Origin of the sequence: Pseudomonas abieticivorans (assembly GCF_023509015.1) — a bacterium.
Taxonomy (GTDB): domain Bacteria; phylum Pseudomonadota; class Gammaproteobacteria; order Pseudomonadales; family Pseudomonadaceae; genus Aquipseudomonas; species Aquipseudomonas abieticivorans.
Genome location: NZ_CP094975.1, coordinates 5,642,720 through 5,657,982 on the forward strand (window position 1 = coordinate 5,642,720; position 15,263 = coordinate 5,657,982).

At 64.7% G+C, this 15,263-nt stretch carries 15 protein-coding genes; 6 read left to right on the plus strand and 9 right to left on the minus strand.

Annotation, left to right across the window (positions count from 1 at the left end; genetic code table 11):
* The first annotated feature begins 167 nt into the window (after window positions 1-167).
* Genes L9B60_RS25635 through L9B60_RS25650 form a run of 4 tightly spaced genes read left to right on the plus strand, consistent with a single transcriptional unit; the run spans window position 168 to window position 3,088 of the window.
* Window positions 168-1,205 (plus strand): ScbA/BarX family gamma-butyrolactone biosynthesis protein, encoded by a 1,038-nt coding sequence (locus L9B60_RS25635; protein WP_249673769.1) that lies wholly within the window; start codon window positions 168-170, stop codon window positions 1,203-1,205.
* Complete coding sequence (locus tag L9B60_RS25640) at window positions 1,202-1,882, plus strand: HAD-IA family hydrolase (protein WP_249673770.1); 681 nt, start codon at window positions 1,202-1,204, stop codon at window positions 1,880-1,882. The genes L9B60_RS25635 and L9B60_RS25640 overlap by 4 nt, the downstream gene beginning before the upstream one ends.
* A complete protein-coding gene (locus L9B60_RS25645; protein WP_249673771.1) occupies window positions 1,879-2,397 on the plus strand; it encodes a cytochrome P450 family protein in 519 nt (172 codons plus the stop codon). The genes L9B60_RS25640 and L9B60_RS25645 overlap by 4 nt, the downstream gene beginning before the upstream one ends.
* The gene (locus L9B60_RS25650; RefSeq protein WP_249673772.1) at window positions 2,387-3,088 is read left to right on the plus strand and encodes a cytochrome P450; all 702 of its coding nucleotides are present in this window, start codon (window positions 2,387-2,389) and stop codon (window positions 3,086-3,088) included. The genes L9B60_RS25645 and L9B60_RS25650 overlap by 11 nt, the downstream gene beginning before the upstream one ends.
* On the opposite strand, the gene L9B60_RS25655 is transcribed toward L9B60_RS25650, so the two are convergent.
* From L9B60_RS25655 to L9B60_RS25685, 7 genes are all read right to left on the minus strand, one after another.
* Window positions 3,085-3,804 (minus strand): UTRA domain-containing protein, encoded by a 720-nt coding sequence (locus L9B60_RS25655; protein ID WP_249680148.1) that lies wholly within the window; start codon window positions 3,802-3,804, stop codon window positions 3,085-3,087. The two genes, L9B60_RS25650 and L9B60_RS25655, sit on opposite strands and share 4 nt — an antisense overlap.
* A 14-nt stretch (window positions 3,805-3,818) precedes the next feature.
* The gene (pnuC, locus tag L9B60_RS25660; RefSeq protein ID WP_249673773.1) at window positions 3,819-4,412 is read right to left on the minus strand and encodes a nicotinamide riboside transporter PnuC; all 594 of its coding nucleotides are present in this window, start codon (window positions 4,410-4,412) and stop codon (window positions 3,819-3,821) included.
* Window positions 4,413-4,425: 13 nt separating this feature from the next.
* A complete protein-coding gene (locus L9B60_RS25665) occupies window positions 4,426-6,582 on the minus strand; it encodes a TonB-dependent siderophore receptor (protein WP_249673775.1) in 2,157 nt (718 codons plus the stop codon).
* 95 nt (window positions 6,583-6,677) lie between these two features.
* Window positions 6,678-7,547: a sulfurtransferase gene (locus tag L9B60_RS25670; protein ID WP_249673776.1), complete on the minus strand. Its 870-nt coding sequence runs from the start codon at window positions 7,545-7,547 to the stop codon at window positions 6,678-6,680.
* Window positions 7,544-8,680 (minus strand): phosphotransferase enzyme family protein, encoded by a 1,137-nt coding sequence (locus tag L9B60_RS25675; RefSeq protein WP_249673777.1) that lies wholly within the window; start codon window positions 8,678-8,680, stop codon window positions 7,544-7,546. The genes L9B60_RS25670 and L9B60_RS25675 overlap by 4 nt, the downstream gene beginning before the upstream one ends.
* Entirely contained in the window at window positions 8,677-9,597 is a 921-nt protein-coding gene (locus L9B60_RS25680) for an ABC transporter substrate-binding protein (RefSeq protein ID WP_249673778.1), read from the minus strand. The genes L9B60_RS25675 and L9B60_RS25680 overlap by 4 nt, the downstream gene beginning before the upstream one ends.
* A 126-nt stretch (window positions 9,598-9,723) precedes the next feature.
* Window positions 9,724-10,848, minus strand: a complete 1,125-nt coding sequence (locus tag L9B60_RS25685) for an MBL fold metallo-hydrolase (protein WP_249673779.1) — start codon at window positions 10,846-10,848, stop codon at window positions 9,724-9,726.
* Window positions 10,849-10,960: 112 nt separating this feature from the next.
* Between L9B60_RS25685 and L9B60_RS25690 the strand changes: the two genes are divergently transcribed.
* Window positions 10,961-11,458 carry a DUF1543 domain-containing protein gene (locus L9B60_RS25690; RefSeq protein WP_249673780.1) on the plus strand — a complete coding sequence of 166 codons (498 nt, stop codon included), beginning with the start codon at window positions 10,961-10,963 and terminating at the stop codon, window positions 11,456-11,458.
* A gap of 85 nt (window positions 11,459-11,543) precedes the next feature.
* On the opposite strand, the gene L9B60_RS25695 is transcribed toward L9B60_RS25690, so the two are convergent.
* Entirely contained in the window at window positions 11,544-13,103 is a 1,560-nt protein-coding gene (locus tag L9B60_RS25695) for a GMC family oxidoreductase (RefSeq protein WP_249673781.1), read from the minus strand.
* A gap of 10 nt (window positions 13,104-13,113) precedes the next feature.
* Entirely contained in the window at window positions 13,114-13,674 is a 561-nt protein-coding gene (locus L9B60_RS25700) for a tat (twin-arginine translocation) pathway signal sequence (RefSeq protein ID WP_249673782.1), read from the minus strand.
* A gap of 265 nt (window positions 13,675-13,939) precedes the next feature.
* Here L9B60_RS25700 and L9B60_RS25705 point away from each other — a divergent pair, with 265 nt between their 5' ends.
* Window positions 13,940-15,217 carry a DUF2254 domain-containing protein gene (locus L9B60_RS25705; protein ID WP_249673783.1) on the plus strand — a complete coding sequence of 426 codons (1,278 nt, stop codon included), beginning with the start codon at window positions 13,940-13,942 and terminating at the stop codon, window positions 15,215-15,217.
* The last annotated feature ends 46 nt before the right edge of the window (window positions 15,218-15,263 follow it).

Genomic DNA, 15,263 nt, shown 5'->3' on the forward strand with positions numbered 1-15,263 from the left:
GGCCGGTATTGAAGCAATCGGGCGCGCTGATTGCAATCGCGCCGGGCACCTGGCAGGGCGCCGGTGTGTATGACGTTTCCTATTAGTGCTTGGGAATGGTAGGGCTTTTTATGCCCTTGAATTGGTACAGACTTTGTTCCTGATCGCTTTTCAGGAGGCTGCTGCCCATGTCCCAATCGCCTGTTTCAAGCCCGGTCGTCGCGGGCTTCATCAACCCCTCGCTGCTCATCGAGTGCGAGAACACCGTGCCGCGCAGCATGGTCCACCGCGCGGCCGTCAGCGAGGTGTTCCTGACCGGCGCGGTGCTGGCAGGCGAGGGGCATTTTCGCTGCATGGCCCAGTTGCCGCGCACCCACAGCTATTTCAGCGAACACAGCCAGCGCCACGCGCACTACGACATGTTATTGCTGCTGGAGGTGTTTCGGCAGGCGTCGATCTATATCTCCCATGCGTTCCTTAACGTCAGCGCCCAGGACAAGTTTATCTACTTGGACAGCGTCACCCACGTCACCGAGCGCAATGCCTTGGCGGTGGGCGAGCGCCCGGCGCTGGCGCTGATCGAGGTGTGGGTGGTGGACCACCACTGGCGCCATGGCGTGCGCAGCGGCGTCACGCTGAACATGGCACTGAGCATCGATGGCCAGGTGGCGGCCCGCCACGAAGGCATGAGCATCCGCTGGATGGCCGGCGCGGCCTGGGCCAGGATGCGGGCCCGCGGGCAGGCAATGGTGCCAGTGGGGGCCGATGGCGTGGCGCAACTGCCGGTGCCGATGCGCCCATCCGCCGTTGCTCGCCAGGTGTCGAGCAACGTGGTGCTGGGCCGTGACGTGGCCCAGGGGCCCGGCACGCTGGTGGCGACATTGCGAGTGGACCGCACGCCCCCGGCGATTTTCGACCACCCGCTGGACCATATACCGGGCATGTTGTTGCTCGAAGGCTTTCGTCAAATGGCACTGGTGGCGGCCCAACGGCACTTGCAGATAAGCCCCGAAACCTTGGCGCTGTCACGTTGCGAGGTAGCGTTCAGGTGCTTTGGCGAGTTTGCATTACCGACCCAGGTACGTTGCCACCTTGCCTCCTTGGCGCACGATGAGCAGGGGCGCGTGAGCGTGGCCTTGGACATCGTGCAGGGCGGCGCGGTGCTCGCCACCGCAGCGCTTGAACTGCTACCGGTGCCGGCCCGGGTTGGCGGGGGTGAGCAATGAGCCGGCTGCAGTTTATCTGGTTCGACTTCGGCGGCGTGCTGTCACCCCCTATCCCGGCGCTGTTCGCGCAGTACCAGGTCAAGACGGGGCTGGATCCGCAGGTATTGCAACAGGCGATGCAGGATGTCGCCGACGACCTCGGCGTGCCGATGCTCGCGCCCATCGAGTGCGGGCTGCTGAGCGAGGCCGAGTGGGGCCGGCGCCTGGAACAAGCCTTGCGCCGCCGTCACCAGCACCTGGACGTGTCCCGCGCCCGTCTGCAGGCTTTCGGCGAACATTGGTTTGCCGGGGTGCCGGCCAATGCACCGCTGGTTGCGGCGGTCAGGGCGCTCAAGCAGGCCGGCTACCGTGTGGGCATCCTCACCAATAACGTGCAGGAGTGGTCGCCGCATTGGCGGGCGATGGTCGGGCTGGACGAGGTGATCGATCTGCTGGTGGATTCCAGCGAGCAGGGCTGCCGTAAGCCTGACGCGGCGATCTTTGACATCGCCACGCTGCGCTCCGGGGTGGGGGCGCAGGCCAGCCTGTTGATCGATGACCTGGCCGAGAACGTCGCCGCGGCGGCAGCCTTGGGCTGGCAAACGCTGCATTTCATCGACAACGGCCAGGCGTTGGCGCACTTGCAGTGCCTGACGGGCGTGAGCCTGTTGCACCTTGCCCAGGAGTATCAGAGATGAGCACGACCACGCCGACAGTTTGCGTCACGCACATTCCCCACCTCGACGCGCCGCCTGCGTATCGACCCGCCCGCGCCGCCAACGGCCTGCCCAGGATTGAACTGCCCAGCGGCCACCTGGCCTATCACCTGACGCGCTACGAGCACGTGCAACAGCTGTTGCTCGACGACCGAGCCATTCGCAGCCCGTGCAATGAAGAGGGTGGCGCAAGCTTTTTGCCAACCGTCACGCCCGCGCAAATGCTGTTTAACAAAGACGTGCCCGACCATGGCCGCCTGCGCAAGGTGATCGCCCGGGACTTCAGCCCCGCCGGGGTGGCGCGGCTGCGCGAGCAGGTGCTGCAGGCCACCCATGAGCGCCTGGATGCATTTGAGCGCCAGGCGCCGGGGGCGGACTTGTTTGCCCTGGTGCTCGATCACATACCGGCTACCGTGGACTGCCACTTGCTCGGTATTCCCTTGGCCGACCGTGGCGAGTATCGACCACTGAGCCACACGGGTGCAGGTGGCCAGTGATACGGACGTCCCGGAACTGCTGCGCCAGTTCTGGGCCCTGTTCCAGTACGTGACCGACTTGGTGACGGGGGCGCGCCCAACGCACCCGCACGGGTTGATCCAGCAACTGGTCGCCACCCGCGCCGACAGCCAGCCGCCGCTGTCTGACGAGGAACTGGTCGGTATCCTGCTGGGCGTGCTGATTGGCGGTGACCAGAACATCCTGACGCTGTTGACCAAGTCGCTGTATACGCTGCTGGCCCAGCCTGCGCTCTGGCAGTCACTGGTGGACGAACCGGCGTTGATTGCCGATGCGGTCGAGGAACTGCTGCGGCTGATCCCCCTGGGCACGCTGTCGATCTTTCCACGCCTGGCCAGTGTCGACCTGGACGGCCCCTGGGGGCTGATCCCGGCGGGCAGCATCGTCTACGCCGACGCCTTTGCCGCCAACCGTGACCCCGCGGTGTTTGCCCAGCCGCTGGCGATCCGTTTGGGTCGCAAGGACGGCCGCCACCTGCAGTTCGGCTATGGCATGCACAACTGCATGGGCGCCGCCCTGGCCCGTCTGGAAATCACCACGGTGCTGCAACTGCTGGTCCAGCGCATGCCACACCTGCGCCTGGCCGTGCCGGCAGCGCAGATCCCCTGGGTGAACGGCGTCGTCCTGCGCCGGCCGGCGTGCTTGCCGGTGCGCGGGTTTACGGGAGGTTAGCGATCTACCGCCAGGGAGACCTGCACCGCATCCGGTCGCCAATATTCCAGGTCGAACTCCACCGCGCGTCCCTCGTCGTCAAAGCACAGGCGCTCCAGGTACAGCCCGCTAGAACCGCTGGCGATTTCCAGCAGTTCGCTTTGCCCGTCATCCAACAGGCACGGCTTGATGTTGATCTGGCTGCGGGCCTGTTGGCGGGCATAATGCTCGCGCAGCAGGGTGGTCAGCGAACCGTCCAGGGGGTGGCTGAGCAAGTCGGGGCACCAGTCTTCGCGCAGCACGTTGGTTTCCAGCAGCACCGGGCGGCTGTCTACCCAACGCCGTCGCTGCAGGTAAAACACCCCGTCGCCTTCGCGCAGGTTCATCCGCGCGGCCAGCCAGGCGTCGGCGGCGCGGCGCTCGGCACACAGGCATTCGGTGCGCGGTTCGCGGCCCTGGGCGCTGACATACTCCATGAAGCCGGTAATGCGCGTGGGGTCGTAGCGGATCGGCGTGGGCGAGACGAACCAGCCGCGGCGGTGGCCACGGTACAACGTGCCCTGGGCCTCCAGCCGTTGCAGCGCCTGGCGCAGGGTGACGCGGGTGCAGCCGAACCGCTCGGCCATCTCGCGCTCGGTGGGAAAGCGCTCGCCAGCCAGCCACTGGCCGGCGCCAATGTCGGTGGCCAGTTGCTCGCTGATGCGCAGGTACTGGGAGTGGGCAGGCTTGATGGTCATGGGGGTGGCGCCGGTCAAAGGGACGGCTCCAGTGTACCGGGCTGCGCGGGTTGCTGCGCCAGGTCCCGTTGCCAGGCCCGCAGCCCATAGATGGCCAAGCCGATGAAGCCTGCGTACAGGGCGGCGGTCAGCGGCAAGGCCTTGTAGTAGTAAAGGCCGGTGTACACCGCATCCAGCACGATCCACAACCACCAACTGGCGACGAACTTGCGCGCCGCCCAGTAACTGGCCACCAGGCTGTAGCCGGTCAGGGTCGCGTCCAGCCAGGGCACGGCGGCGTCGGTGAAGTGGGCCATGGCCGTGCCCAACAGCAGCGACAACAGTGCGCCGATCACTAGGCTGAGCAGGGCCAACTTCGCCGGCAGGCGTTCGACCCGTACTTTGCCTTGGTCCATGCGCCCGGTGTGCCAGCGCCACCAGCCATACCCTTGCAGGAAGGCAAATAGCACTTGCAGGAGCATGTCCGAGTAAAGCTTGACGTCATAGAAGATCCACACGTACAGCAATACCGCCACCACGTTGACCGGCCAGCACCAAGCGGTGCGCCGCGCCGTCAGCCAGACGCCCAGTACGTTGACCAGCACCGCCAGAATTTCCAGATTGGACATGAGCCATTTCCTTTTAGAAGTTGACCGTGGCGGACAGCCGCGCGGTGCGCGGGGCGCCCAAGAAGAGGTAACCGTCGCCGGCAAACTCGCCGACGTCGCGCCAGTAGCGCTTGTCGAACAGGTTGTCGACGCTCAGGCGCAACACCGTTTCATAGCCTTCGATGCGCGTGGTGTAGCGGCTGCCGGTGTTGAACACGGCGTAGTCGCCGACCTTGACGTTGCCTTCGCGGTTGGCGTTCTTGCTGGCGCTGTACTGCACGCCGCCCAGCAGGGCCAGGCCGTCGATGCCCGGTACGCTGTAGTCGCCATAGAAGCTGGCGCGCAGGGTGGGCACATTGATCGCCTGGTGGCCGTCGTAGGCATCGGTGCCGCTGTCACTGACCCGCGCGCGGGTGGCCGCGACGCTGGCGTTCAGTTGCAGGCGCTCGGTGGCGCGGCCGCTGGCGGTCAGTTCCAGGCCGATGTTTTTCTGCTGGCCTTGCTGTACGAAGGTAAATGTACCGTCGCCGTTGGGGCGCGAGTATTGATAGGCCTGGGTGATCTGGAACAGCGCCGCGCCTAGGCTCAGGCGTTGCCAGTCTTGCTTGATGCCCACTTCCAGTTGCCGCGAGACGGTCGGTGCCAGGGTGTCGCCGGCGTTGGTGGTAAACCAGGCCGCCTGGCTGCCCAGCGACAGGCCCTTGCTGTAGCGGGTGTACAGCGAGAGGTTGTCGCGGGGCTTGTAGATCACCGCCAGGTTAGGCAGAAACTCCCACATCTGCGTATGGCGGGTGGTGTCGCCGTCGATGTCGAAGGTCTTTTCATCCAGGCGTACCTCGCGACCGCCCAGCAGCACTTGCCACTGTTCGTTCAAGTGGATGCGGTCGTTGATGAACAGGCCGTACTGACGGCTGTCCAGGTGCCGGTAGGTGGGGTTCAACGCGCCCTCGTAAGGGGCGTAGGTGGGCGGCGTGGCGTCGATGTTGCCGCTGCCGACCCATTCGTTGATTTCGTCGCGCTGGTCGACCGTGCGGCGAAAGGCACTCAGGCCCATGTCCAGTTCGTGGCGCAGGCCGGCGAGCTTGAATTCACCGCTTACGCCAGCCTCGGCTTCGTCGTTGCGGCGGGTGTCGTCGGGGCTGCGGAAGTCGTAGATGTCATAGTCGCCCTCGCTGCTGAAATAATTGGGCAGTGCGCTACCCGCGCAACTGGCGGCCCCGTAGCAGCCCCAGGGGAACGAACTGTAGTCGTCGATCACCGCGCGGCTGCGCGACAGGCTCAGGCGAGCCTTCCAGTCATCGGTGAGGCGATACTCGTAGCGGCCGCTCATGTTCAGCGAGTCGATGCCCACCGGGTTGGCCCAACTTTGGTAGCCCAGGTGGTCGTGGGGGGCGGCGTGGTGCGGTACCTCGGTACCGCCCAGCAGTTGGTAGCCGGGCACCGAGCGCTGTTCGCGGGTCTGGTATTCCACGTCCAGTTGCAAGGTTGCGCGCGGGTCGATGTTCCAGTCAAAGGCCAGGGAGGCGAAATCGCGCTTGCCGTCGGCATGGTCGACGTAGGAGCGGATGTCTTCGTGGGCCAGGTTGGCGCGCAGGCCGAACTGTTGTTCGCTGCCAAACCAGGTGCCCACGTCGGTGGCCAGGGTGCGCCCGCCCTGATCGTCGGTGCCCACCGTGACCGAGCGCACGTCGGCAGGGCGCTTGGTCACGTAGTTGACCACGCCACCGGGCTCGCTGACACCGCTGGACAAGCCCGCCAGGCCCTTGAGCACTTCGACCTGTTCTTTGTTTTCCAGGGCCACGTTTTGCTCGCCGGTGATGGTGCGCCCGTTGATCTTGTAGCTGCTGGCGGCGTTCAGCGAAAAACCGCGCACCACGAAGTTCTCGTAGTAGCCGACCGGGGCGTAGCTGTCGCCCACCGCTGCGTCGTTGCGCAGCACCTCGCTGAGCAGGCGCGCTTGCTGGTCCTGCAACAGTTGCGCATTGAACACTGAGACCGCAGCCGGGGTGTCGATCAGCGGCGCATCATTTAAGCCGGTGACCGAGGCGCTGGTGGCGCGATAACTGTCGGGCTGTTCGCCCAGCACCGTGACGGCACTCAGGGTAGTGGGTTCCTGCGCGGCGGCCCAGTAGGGCACGAGCGCGATGCTCGACACCAGCAGGCGGGCCGGGAAGGGAAGGGGGCGAAACATGGGGCAGCTCCTTGCAAAACAGGATTTTTTTTCGGGTGCAGTCGGCCGAGGCGCGGGGTAACGCGCCTGGGTCAATGACAAAGCCCGGTAAGGTATCAGGCCGGAGCTGCTCCGGTGGACATTGGTAAAGCGGGGTCGGCGCTCCATTGCTGCAGCGAGCCGTCATACAGCGAAACGTTCCACTGGCCCAGCAGGGCCAGGGCGAACGCGGTGGCGGCCGCACTGATGCCGCCGCCGCAGTAAAGCAGCACGGGGCCTTGCAGCAGGTCGGCGCCCAGGCGTTCGCGCAGCACGGCCTGCGGGTGGTAACGGCCGGTGTCATCGAACAGCTGGCGGGCGGGGCGGTTGAGGCTGTTGGGAATATGCCCGCGCCGGCTATAGCGGGTGGCCGTGGCGCCCTCGAACACCGCCTGGGACAGCGCACACACCAGGCGCCCCGGCGTGCGCTGTTCACTCACGGCCTTGACCTGTTCAAGGCTGGCCCAATAGCCCGGTTGTTTGCGCAAGGTCAGCGGGGCCGTCGTCGGGCGTGGCCCAGCCATGCCTGCCAACGTCGGCTGGCCAGCCTGTTGCCAGGCGTGCAGGCCGCCGTCCAGAATCGCCGGCGCAAGGCCCACGCTGCGCAGCATCCACCACAACCGGGCGGCCCAGAAGCCCTCGGCGCGGTCGTAGATCACCACGCGGCTGTGGTCGCTGATGCCCAGTTGACGCAGGCTCGCGGCCAGCCGGTCAAGGGGCGGCATGGCAAAACTGTAGCGTGCCGCCAGGTCGTGCAGATCATGCAGCAGGTCGGCGTGCCGGGCGTGGGGCAGGTGCTGTTCGAGCCCGCTCGGCGCGCCGCTTTCAACCTGATAGTCGCCATCGTAGCGTGGCGCCTTGAGGTTCACGGTCGCGTCGAGAATGACCAGCTCCGGGTGCTGCAACTGCGCCGCCAGCCACGCGACATCGACCAGCAGGCGGTTCATGCCCAATCTCCCGTGCGTTGCTGTAAATGTTCGATCAAGCGTTGGCCTTCGCTGCTTTGGAACCAGCTGGCGTGGCGCAACAGGTAGTCATCCCAGGCAATGTTGGCACTGACGCGGTCGCCCAGAATACCGTCGAAGTATTCGGTTTCGCTGATCGCGAAATCGGCGTGCACCACCGGCAGCCAGGCGATCAGGCCCGCTATTGCCTGGGCGTTCAGTGGCGTGTGGGCCGCGTAGCCGTCCAGCATCGCGTCGACGGTGGCCAGGTCCGCCTGGGCGACACCGCCGCTGTCCAGCTCCAGCCACGGGATGGCATTGCGCTCAAGCGCCGTGGCCAGGTCATACAGCGCGCTGGTGCGGTCGCACAGGCCAAAATCGAGCACGCTGGCAACCTGGCCGTCGCGCCACAGCAGGTTGGAGGCGTGCCAGTCGTTGTGCGTCCACAGGGCCGGTTGGGTGCGTAAGTGAGGCAAGAGCTTCTGCTGGGCGGGCAATAACGCCTGGCCGAGTTCGCTGCGCCAATCGCGGCCAGCCAGGTAACGCGCCAGTGTCGGGTTGTGCTGCAGGTGCAGCTCCACCGCCGCCAGCAGATCGGGCTGGGTGAAGAGATGCCAGCGGCTGCTGAGCACGCAGGCCTGGCGCGCGGGGGCCGCGAAGTGTTCGGCGGCACGGTGCAACTGCGCCAAGGCCAGGCCAGCGGCGTGGGCATGCTCCAGGCTGTACAGGGGTGACCAGGACTGCGCATCACGGTACAGGTCGTCGCCGATGGCGCGGGCATGCACTTCATAGGTCCAGCCGCCGTGGCTGATTACCGTCGCGCCGGTGGCGCTGGCCTGTACCACCGGTGTAGCAATGCCGTTCAGGCGCAGGTGTTGGCTGAAGCCATGTTCCTCGGCAAGCCAGGCGGCGCTGCGCACGCTGGGGTGGTGGCGTTTGACGAACCACTGGCCGTGCTCGGTGCTCACCAGCGCTGCGGCAGAGAAGGGCCGTGGGCTGTGCCAATCGATGGCACGCAACGCCCCCAACTGGGGGTACTGCGCCAGTACCGGTTGCAACTGGGCTTGGGTCAGCGTTGCCCAGATCGGCGCAACCTGCTCACCGGCCAACCCATGGCTATGCAGCGGCTGGTTCATGGCGCCTCCACAGGCAAGTAATCATTGGTGATGGCTGACTCCCAGGCCTGCGGATTTTGCACGATGCCATGCTGGTGCAGCCAATGGGCATAAGGCTCGACCAATGCCTGGCGCTGCACGCCCCAGCGGTTTTGATGCAGCCAGGTGGGAGCGATGTGCGTCAGCGATTGTTCGATCAACGTGCGGGGGAAGTACGGAATGACCCGCTCATAGGCCGCGCGGGCCAGCGCGGGCGCCTCGGCCACGCAGTGAAAGCCACGCGCGGTGGCGGCGAGGAAGGCGCGCAGGGTGTGCGCATTGGCTTGGATCCAGTCCTCGCGAGCCCCCAGCAGGTAGCTGTGGTAGGCCGGTGCGCCCCAATCACTGACCCGGTGCACCACCCGTCGCTGCGCCGCCACGGGGCTGTCCATCAAGGCTTCCCAGGCCCAATAGCCGCCGAAACTGGCGTCGGCAAGGCCGGCCTCCAGTTCTTCGGGGCGTAACTCGCGGGCACCGGCATCGACGATGATCACGGCGTCCGGGTCGCCGCCGTCCTTTCGTACCAGGTCGCGCACCATGGCCAGCCCGCGGGGCGTGGGGTTCATGGCCAGGCGCTTGCCCATCAGGTCACGTGGGCGTTGGATGCCCAATTCGCTCAGGGTCTGGAAGGCCTCCAGGCCCGCGTGGTTGATCGCCGCCACGCCTCTGAGCGGCTGGCCCAGGTCGCGGCGCACCAACAGGCGATTGCTGGGGAACACACTCAGGTGCGCGGCGCCTTGCAGCACATGCTGCAGGCTGTCGCCGCGCTCGGGGTCCGGCACGCACAGCTCGACATCCAGCCCAGCCTCTGCGTACCAACCGCGCTCGCGCGCCAGGTAAAAGCCCGCCGAGTTCGGCCAGGGGTGAAAGTATTCCAGCATGATCCGCAGTGACAGCATGACGCGCAGGCCTTGTTCGGTCTTTGAAGGTGGCCATTTATAGGCTTATATTTGGTATATACCAAATACCGAAAAGCACTATGCTTAGTCCTGATGGCCGCGTCGGCTGCCCCGCATATGCCTGCGCTACAGGTTCAAGCAGCCATTGCCCTCCAGCCGAATCATCTGGCCGTGATGCAGCGTGGTAAACGCATCGTCAGCCAACCCTGCAGCTTTGCTCGCCTCGGCCAGCTTGGCCGGCGGCTCGTCGAGCGGTTCATCGGTCAGTTCAAAGGTGCCCCAGTGAATGCCGATGGCCTTTTTCGCGCCCACGTCCTGGAATACCTTCACGGCCTCTTGCGGGTCGATGTGCTGCGCTCGCATGAACCAGCGCGGCGCGTAGGCGCCGATCGGGATCAGGGCCAGGTCAAAGCAGCCGAACGCTGCGCCGATGCGCTTGGCGTCGTTGGAGTAACCGGTGTCGCCAGCAAAATACAGCGAGAACGACGGCGTCGCGCCGGGTACGGTCTTCACCGCCCAGCCACCCCACAAGGTGTTGTTGCGATCGCTCAGGCTGCGCGCAGACCAGTGCGTGGCCGGCACAAACCAGAAGTCCAGCCCTGCGACCCGGGTGCGGTCGCCCCAATCCAGTTCCTGTGCGTTGTCGATCCCTTTGTTGGCCAGCCATTGCTTGATGCCCAAGGGCACCAGGAAGCGTGGCGGCCCGCCTGCTTGCTGATTGAGCGCCTGCACGCTGGCGGTGTCCAGGTGGTCGTAATGGCTGTGGGAAATCAGCACCACGTCGATGTGCGGCAACTCGGCCAGGCTCAGCCCCGGCGGCACGCGCCTGGCCGGCCCCACGAAGGAAAACGGCGAGGCGCGTTGGGAGAACACCGGGTCGGTCAAAATGTTCAGCCCGCCGATCTGCACCAGAGTGCTCGCATGGCCGATCCAGGTCAGCGTGGTGACGCTGCGGTTGGCCTTGAGCCAGGGCAGGTCGGGGTGATCGATGGGGAACTGGTAGTGATTGGCAGGGGGAGGCGGCAGGTTGTTGATGAATGCGTTCCAGCGCCACTTCCAGATCGAACCTTGGGCGAGCGGCCCGTCGTTGTTTTCGAAACCGCTTTGGGTGTGCGGCGCGTGGTGGATGCCGCTGGCCGCCAGTTGCTCGGGCGATGGGGCAGGTGTGGCGGCGCCGGCGGCACTGGCGCACGTGGCCGCGCACAGTAACGATGCGCTCAACAACAAGGGCAGGCCGGGTGAACGTCGCATGGGTAAGGTCGATCCTTGAGTGATTAAATGCTCTGATACGCGGCGCCTGGAAACGTTCGGCGCGGTTATCATGCACCCAGTCAACGCCGCCGTCTGAATTCAGGAACCGAACATGCTGTTTGTCGTGATGCTGGGAGGCAAACATCCCAGGGCCAAAATTGAAGTCCATGATGTGGCGTTTGTGATTGCCGACAGCCTGGAGGCGGCCTACCCGCAACTGCGCCAAGGCTGGTTTGGCAGCCCGAAAGGGCTGCATGTGGACTCATGGATGCGGGTGGACGGCGTCGAGCAATGGAAGGTGCAGCTCAGCCACCTGGCGCCTGCGCCCGGCTCGCCACGGCTGTATTTCATCAACCTGGGTGGTTACCAAGCGCAGGCGTTCGGCGAGGCGCACCACTACGTGCTGGTGGTCGCCCAGAACAAGGCCCAGGCGAAGGCCAAGGGCAAGCAGCACCTGCTGGCGCACTGGTCCAAGCCCCACACCGATGCGCTGATGGATGTGGACGACTGCCTGCCGATCGACGAAGTGAGCGGGCGTTACATTCACCTGGTACAGGGCGCGCATGGCGGTATCGTCCAACGCAACGATTACATCGTGCTGCCAGATTGAGCGCCCCACCGTCTAGGCGCGGATTTATCCGCGAAGCAGGCGCCGCGGTTTGCCTGATACACCCCGGCGTACTTTTCGCGGTGTGTCAGGCCTTCAACTGCTCGGCAATGTAGTCGGCCTGCCGTATCGCCAAGGTCACGATGGTCAGGGTCGGGTTTTCGGCGGCGCTGGTGGTGAACTGGCTGCCGTCACTGATGTACAGGTTAGGCACTTCATGGCTTTGCCCATGGCTGTTGCACACCCCGTCTTCAGGCTTGGCGCTCATGCGGCAGGTGCCCATGTTGTGGGTGGAGGGGTAGGGTGGCACGCGGTGGGTTTTCAGGGCGCCCACCGCGCTGTACAGCGCCTGGCCCTGGGTGAAGGCATGCTCGCGCATGGCCAGGTCGTTGGGGTGGTCGTCGTAGTGCACGTTGGCCACCGGCAGGCCGAATGCGTCCTTCACCTCGCTGTTCAGGGTAATGCGGTTGCTGGCCTGGGGCATGTCCTCGCCCACCAGCCACATCCCGGCCAGGTGGGTGTACTGGTCCAGCACCCGGGTAAAGTCGCGACCCCAGGCGCCAGGGTTGAAGAAGGCGCCCATGAACGATGGCCCGAGCGAAATCGTCTCCATCTCGTAACCGCCGACAAAACCGCGATCGGGCTTGAAATGCACCTCGTCGCTGACGATGCCGGCCATGATGGTGCCGCGGTAAAAGTGCACCGGGTCCTGAAACTCGGCGAACACCGAACCGGTGGTGTGGCGCATGTAGTACTGGCCCACCTTGCCGGCGCCGTTGCCCAGGCCGTGGGGGAAGCGTGAACTGGACGAGTTGAGCAACAGGCGCGGGGTTTCGATGGCATTGCCGGCCACCGCCACGATGCGCGCCTTCTGGCGTTGCAACTGGCCTTTTGCGTCGGCATACACCACCGCACTGGCGCGGCCCTGGTCGTCGTGCTCGATGTGCAGTACCTGGGATTCGGCGCGCAGCTCCAGTTTGCCGGTGGCTTCGGCAGCGGGGATTTCGGTGTACAGCGTCGACCATTTGGCGCCCATCTTGCAGCCCTGGAAGCAGAACCCCAGTTGCTGGCACGAGGCGCGACCGGCACGCGGGCGGCTGTTGATCGCCATGTGGCCGGTGGAGCATTCGCTGTAGCCAAGCTTCTTGGCGCCGTTGTACAGCACCTTGAAGTTGTTGTTGCCCGGCAACCCCGGCACGTTGTTGGTACGGGTCACGCCCATCTTGTCTTCGGCGCGGGTGTAATAGGGGTCAAGCTCTGCGCGGGTGATGGGCCAGTCCAGCAGGTCGGCGCCCTTGACCTTGCCGTAGGTCTGCAAGGCGTGGAACTCGTGTTCCTGGATACGCAGGCTGGCACCGGCCCAGTGGGTGGTGGTGCCGCCCACGGTCTTGCAGATCCAGGCGGGCAGGTTGGGGAAGTCCTTGGCCACCCGCCAACTGCCCGAGGTGGTGCGTTTGTCTGTCCAGGCCAACTGGTTAAACGAGGGCCATTCATCGTTGATAAAGGTGGCCGTGGACTGGCGCGCGCCCGCTTCGAGCAAAACCACGGGGATGCCTTTCTGGCAGAGCTCGTTGGCCAGGGTGCCGCCGCCGGCGCCGGAACCGATGATCACCACCACCGAATCGTCATCTAGGGTGTAAGTCGTCATGGCAGTGTCCTCAGGCGAAGGGGTCGGGGCTGGCGTCGGCAGGCGGGGCGGGCAACCAGGTCAGGTCGTTGAACCCGCGCAGCAGGTAGCCACCCTTGGGAAACGAGGCGCCTTCGTAGCCAAAGTGTGCGTACGCCAACTCGTTGCTGTACAGCGACCCGACCGCCGTGGCCCGCACCAGGGCGAAAAATGGCGAGTCTTGCAGGGTTTCCAGGATTTTCACCTGGTGGGTTTCATCCAGCTTGAGCCAGTGGCCGCCGGCCTGCTTGTCCAGTTGCGCCACGCCGTCCTTGAGTTGCTGGGCCACGCCTGGGTCCTGGCTGGCCTTGTCGTCCAGCGCTTTGACCGAGAAAGCGTAGGCGGCGTCCTCCAGGCTGTCGTGGGGGTAGATGCGCCGCACCATCACCAGCAGGCGGGCGCCGGTGTCACTGTCCAGGGTGGTCAGGGCCATGGCCCAGCTCTGGCTGGGCGCCAGCAAGGCAATGGGGCCGGAGGTGAAGAGCAGGGTGCCCAACAGCAACCCACCACTGCCCTGTAGAAAGCGGCGACGATCGAGTTTCAGGTCATTCACGGCGTGTTCCTCGTTATTTTTTTTGTAAGAGGCGATGCAGCTGCTTTTGATACTAGACCCCCTGCAATACAGCAGGTAATAGCGCGGTACTACGTGGGTGCCTGCCCCAAGGTCAATCAATCGCTGGCGACTTCAGTCGAGGCAACCGGTACGCTTGATGTCGCGCACGCCAAGGCGTCAGTGGGGTATGCCAGACCTGCACGGTGCGATGAAACTTCTACCCTGTCTGCGACTCAATCAGCCATGGCCACTGAAGGTACTGCACATGATCGCCCGTTGGCGTTGGCTAATGAATCAACTCACCAAGCGGCTGTGGTTCAGGGCCTCTTTGTTCTCACTGCTGGGGGTAGTCACGGCACTGCTCGCGGTATTTTTCAAGGACTTTATTCCAGAGTCGCTACCCGCGCGTATCGGGGCTGACGCGGTGGACAAGATCCTGGGGATCATTGCCTCGAGCATGCTGGCGGTGACGACCTTCTCGCTAAGCACCATGGTGACCGCGTACGGTGCCGCCAGCAGCGGGGTGACGCCTCGCGCCACGACCCTGGTGATGGAGGACGCCACGACGCAGAACGCCCTGGCCACGTTCATAGGTTCCTTTCTTTTTAGCCTGGTGGGCATCATTGCCCTGAGCACCGGTGCATACGGAACCCAAGGTCGGGTGGTGTTATTCGCGGTCACGATAGCCGTGGTCATTTTGATTGTTTATACCCTGTTGCGCTGGATCGACCACCTCTCCAAGCTGGGGCGGGTGGGGGAAACTATCGACCGGGTTGAAAACGCCACGATGGAAGCCATCAATCAACGCGCACAGTGGCCTCATTTGGGCGGCTCGGCCTACCCGCCCGACCTTGTCCTGCCCCCCAACGCCCACGCGGTGGCCAGCGACCAGACCGGCTACGTCCAGCATATCGATGTGCAGGCTTTGGGCGTCATTGCCAAGGCGTGCCAGGTCCGGATCTATCTGGAGATTGTCCCGGGGAGTTTTGTCCACCTGGGGATGCCTCTCGTCCATACCGTGGCATTGAACGGCGAGCGTGCCGATGACGGGCAGGCGATCGCGCACAAGGTCTTGGCGGCATTGACCATTGGCATCAGGCGATCGTTTGAACACGATCCGAGGTTTGGCCTTTGCGTGCTTTCGGAAATTGCCTCCCGCGCCTTGTCTCCTGCGGTCAACGACCCGGGGACTGCCATCGACGTCATCGGTCGGGGGGTCCGAACCTTTACGTGCTGGGGTAAGCCGCAGTTACCTACGCCAAAGACCGATTCAGACTGTGAGCGGGTGTATGTGCGGGGGTTGCGGGTCGATGATTTGTTCGACGACTTTTTTGCCCCGATCAGCAGAGATGGCGCAGGCCTGCTTGAAGTCAACCTGCGCTTGCTAAAGGCGCTCGCAAGCCTTGCTCAGATCAACCCGGCGCTCTTCAAGGCGGCTTGCAGCAGGCATGTCGGGCTTTTGATCATGCGTGCCAACGCCTCGCTCGTACTGCAACACGAAAAGGATGAACTGAGTACGCTCGCCAGGGCCATGGCCTCGTAGTAGTGCGCTATTACCCAGGCCGGCGCGCCCGTGGCTAGACTGTGCA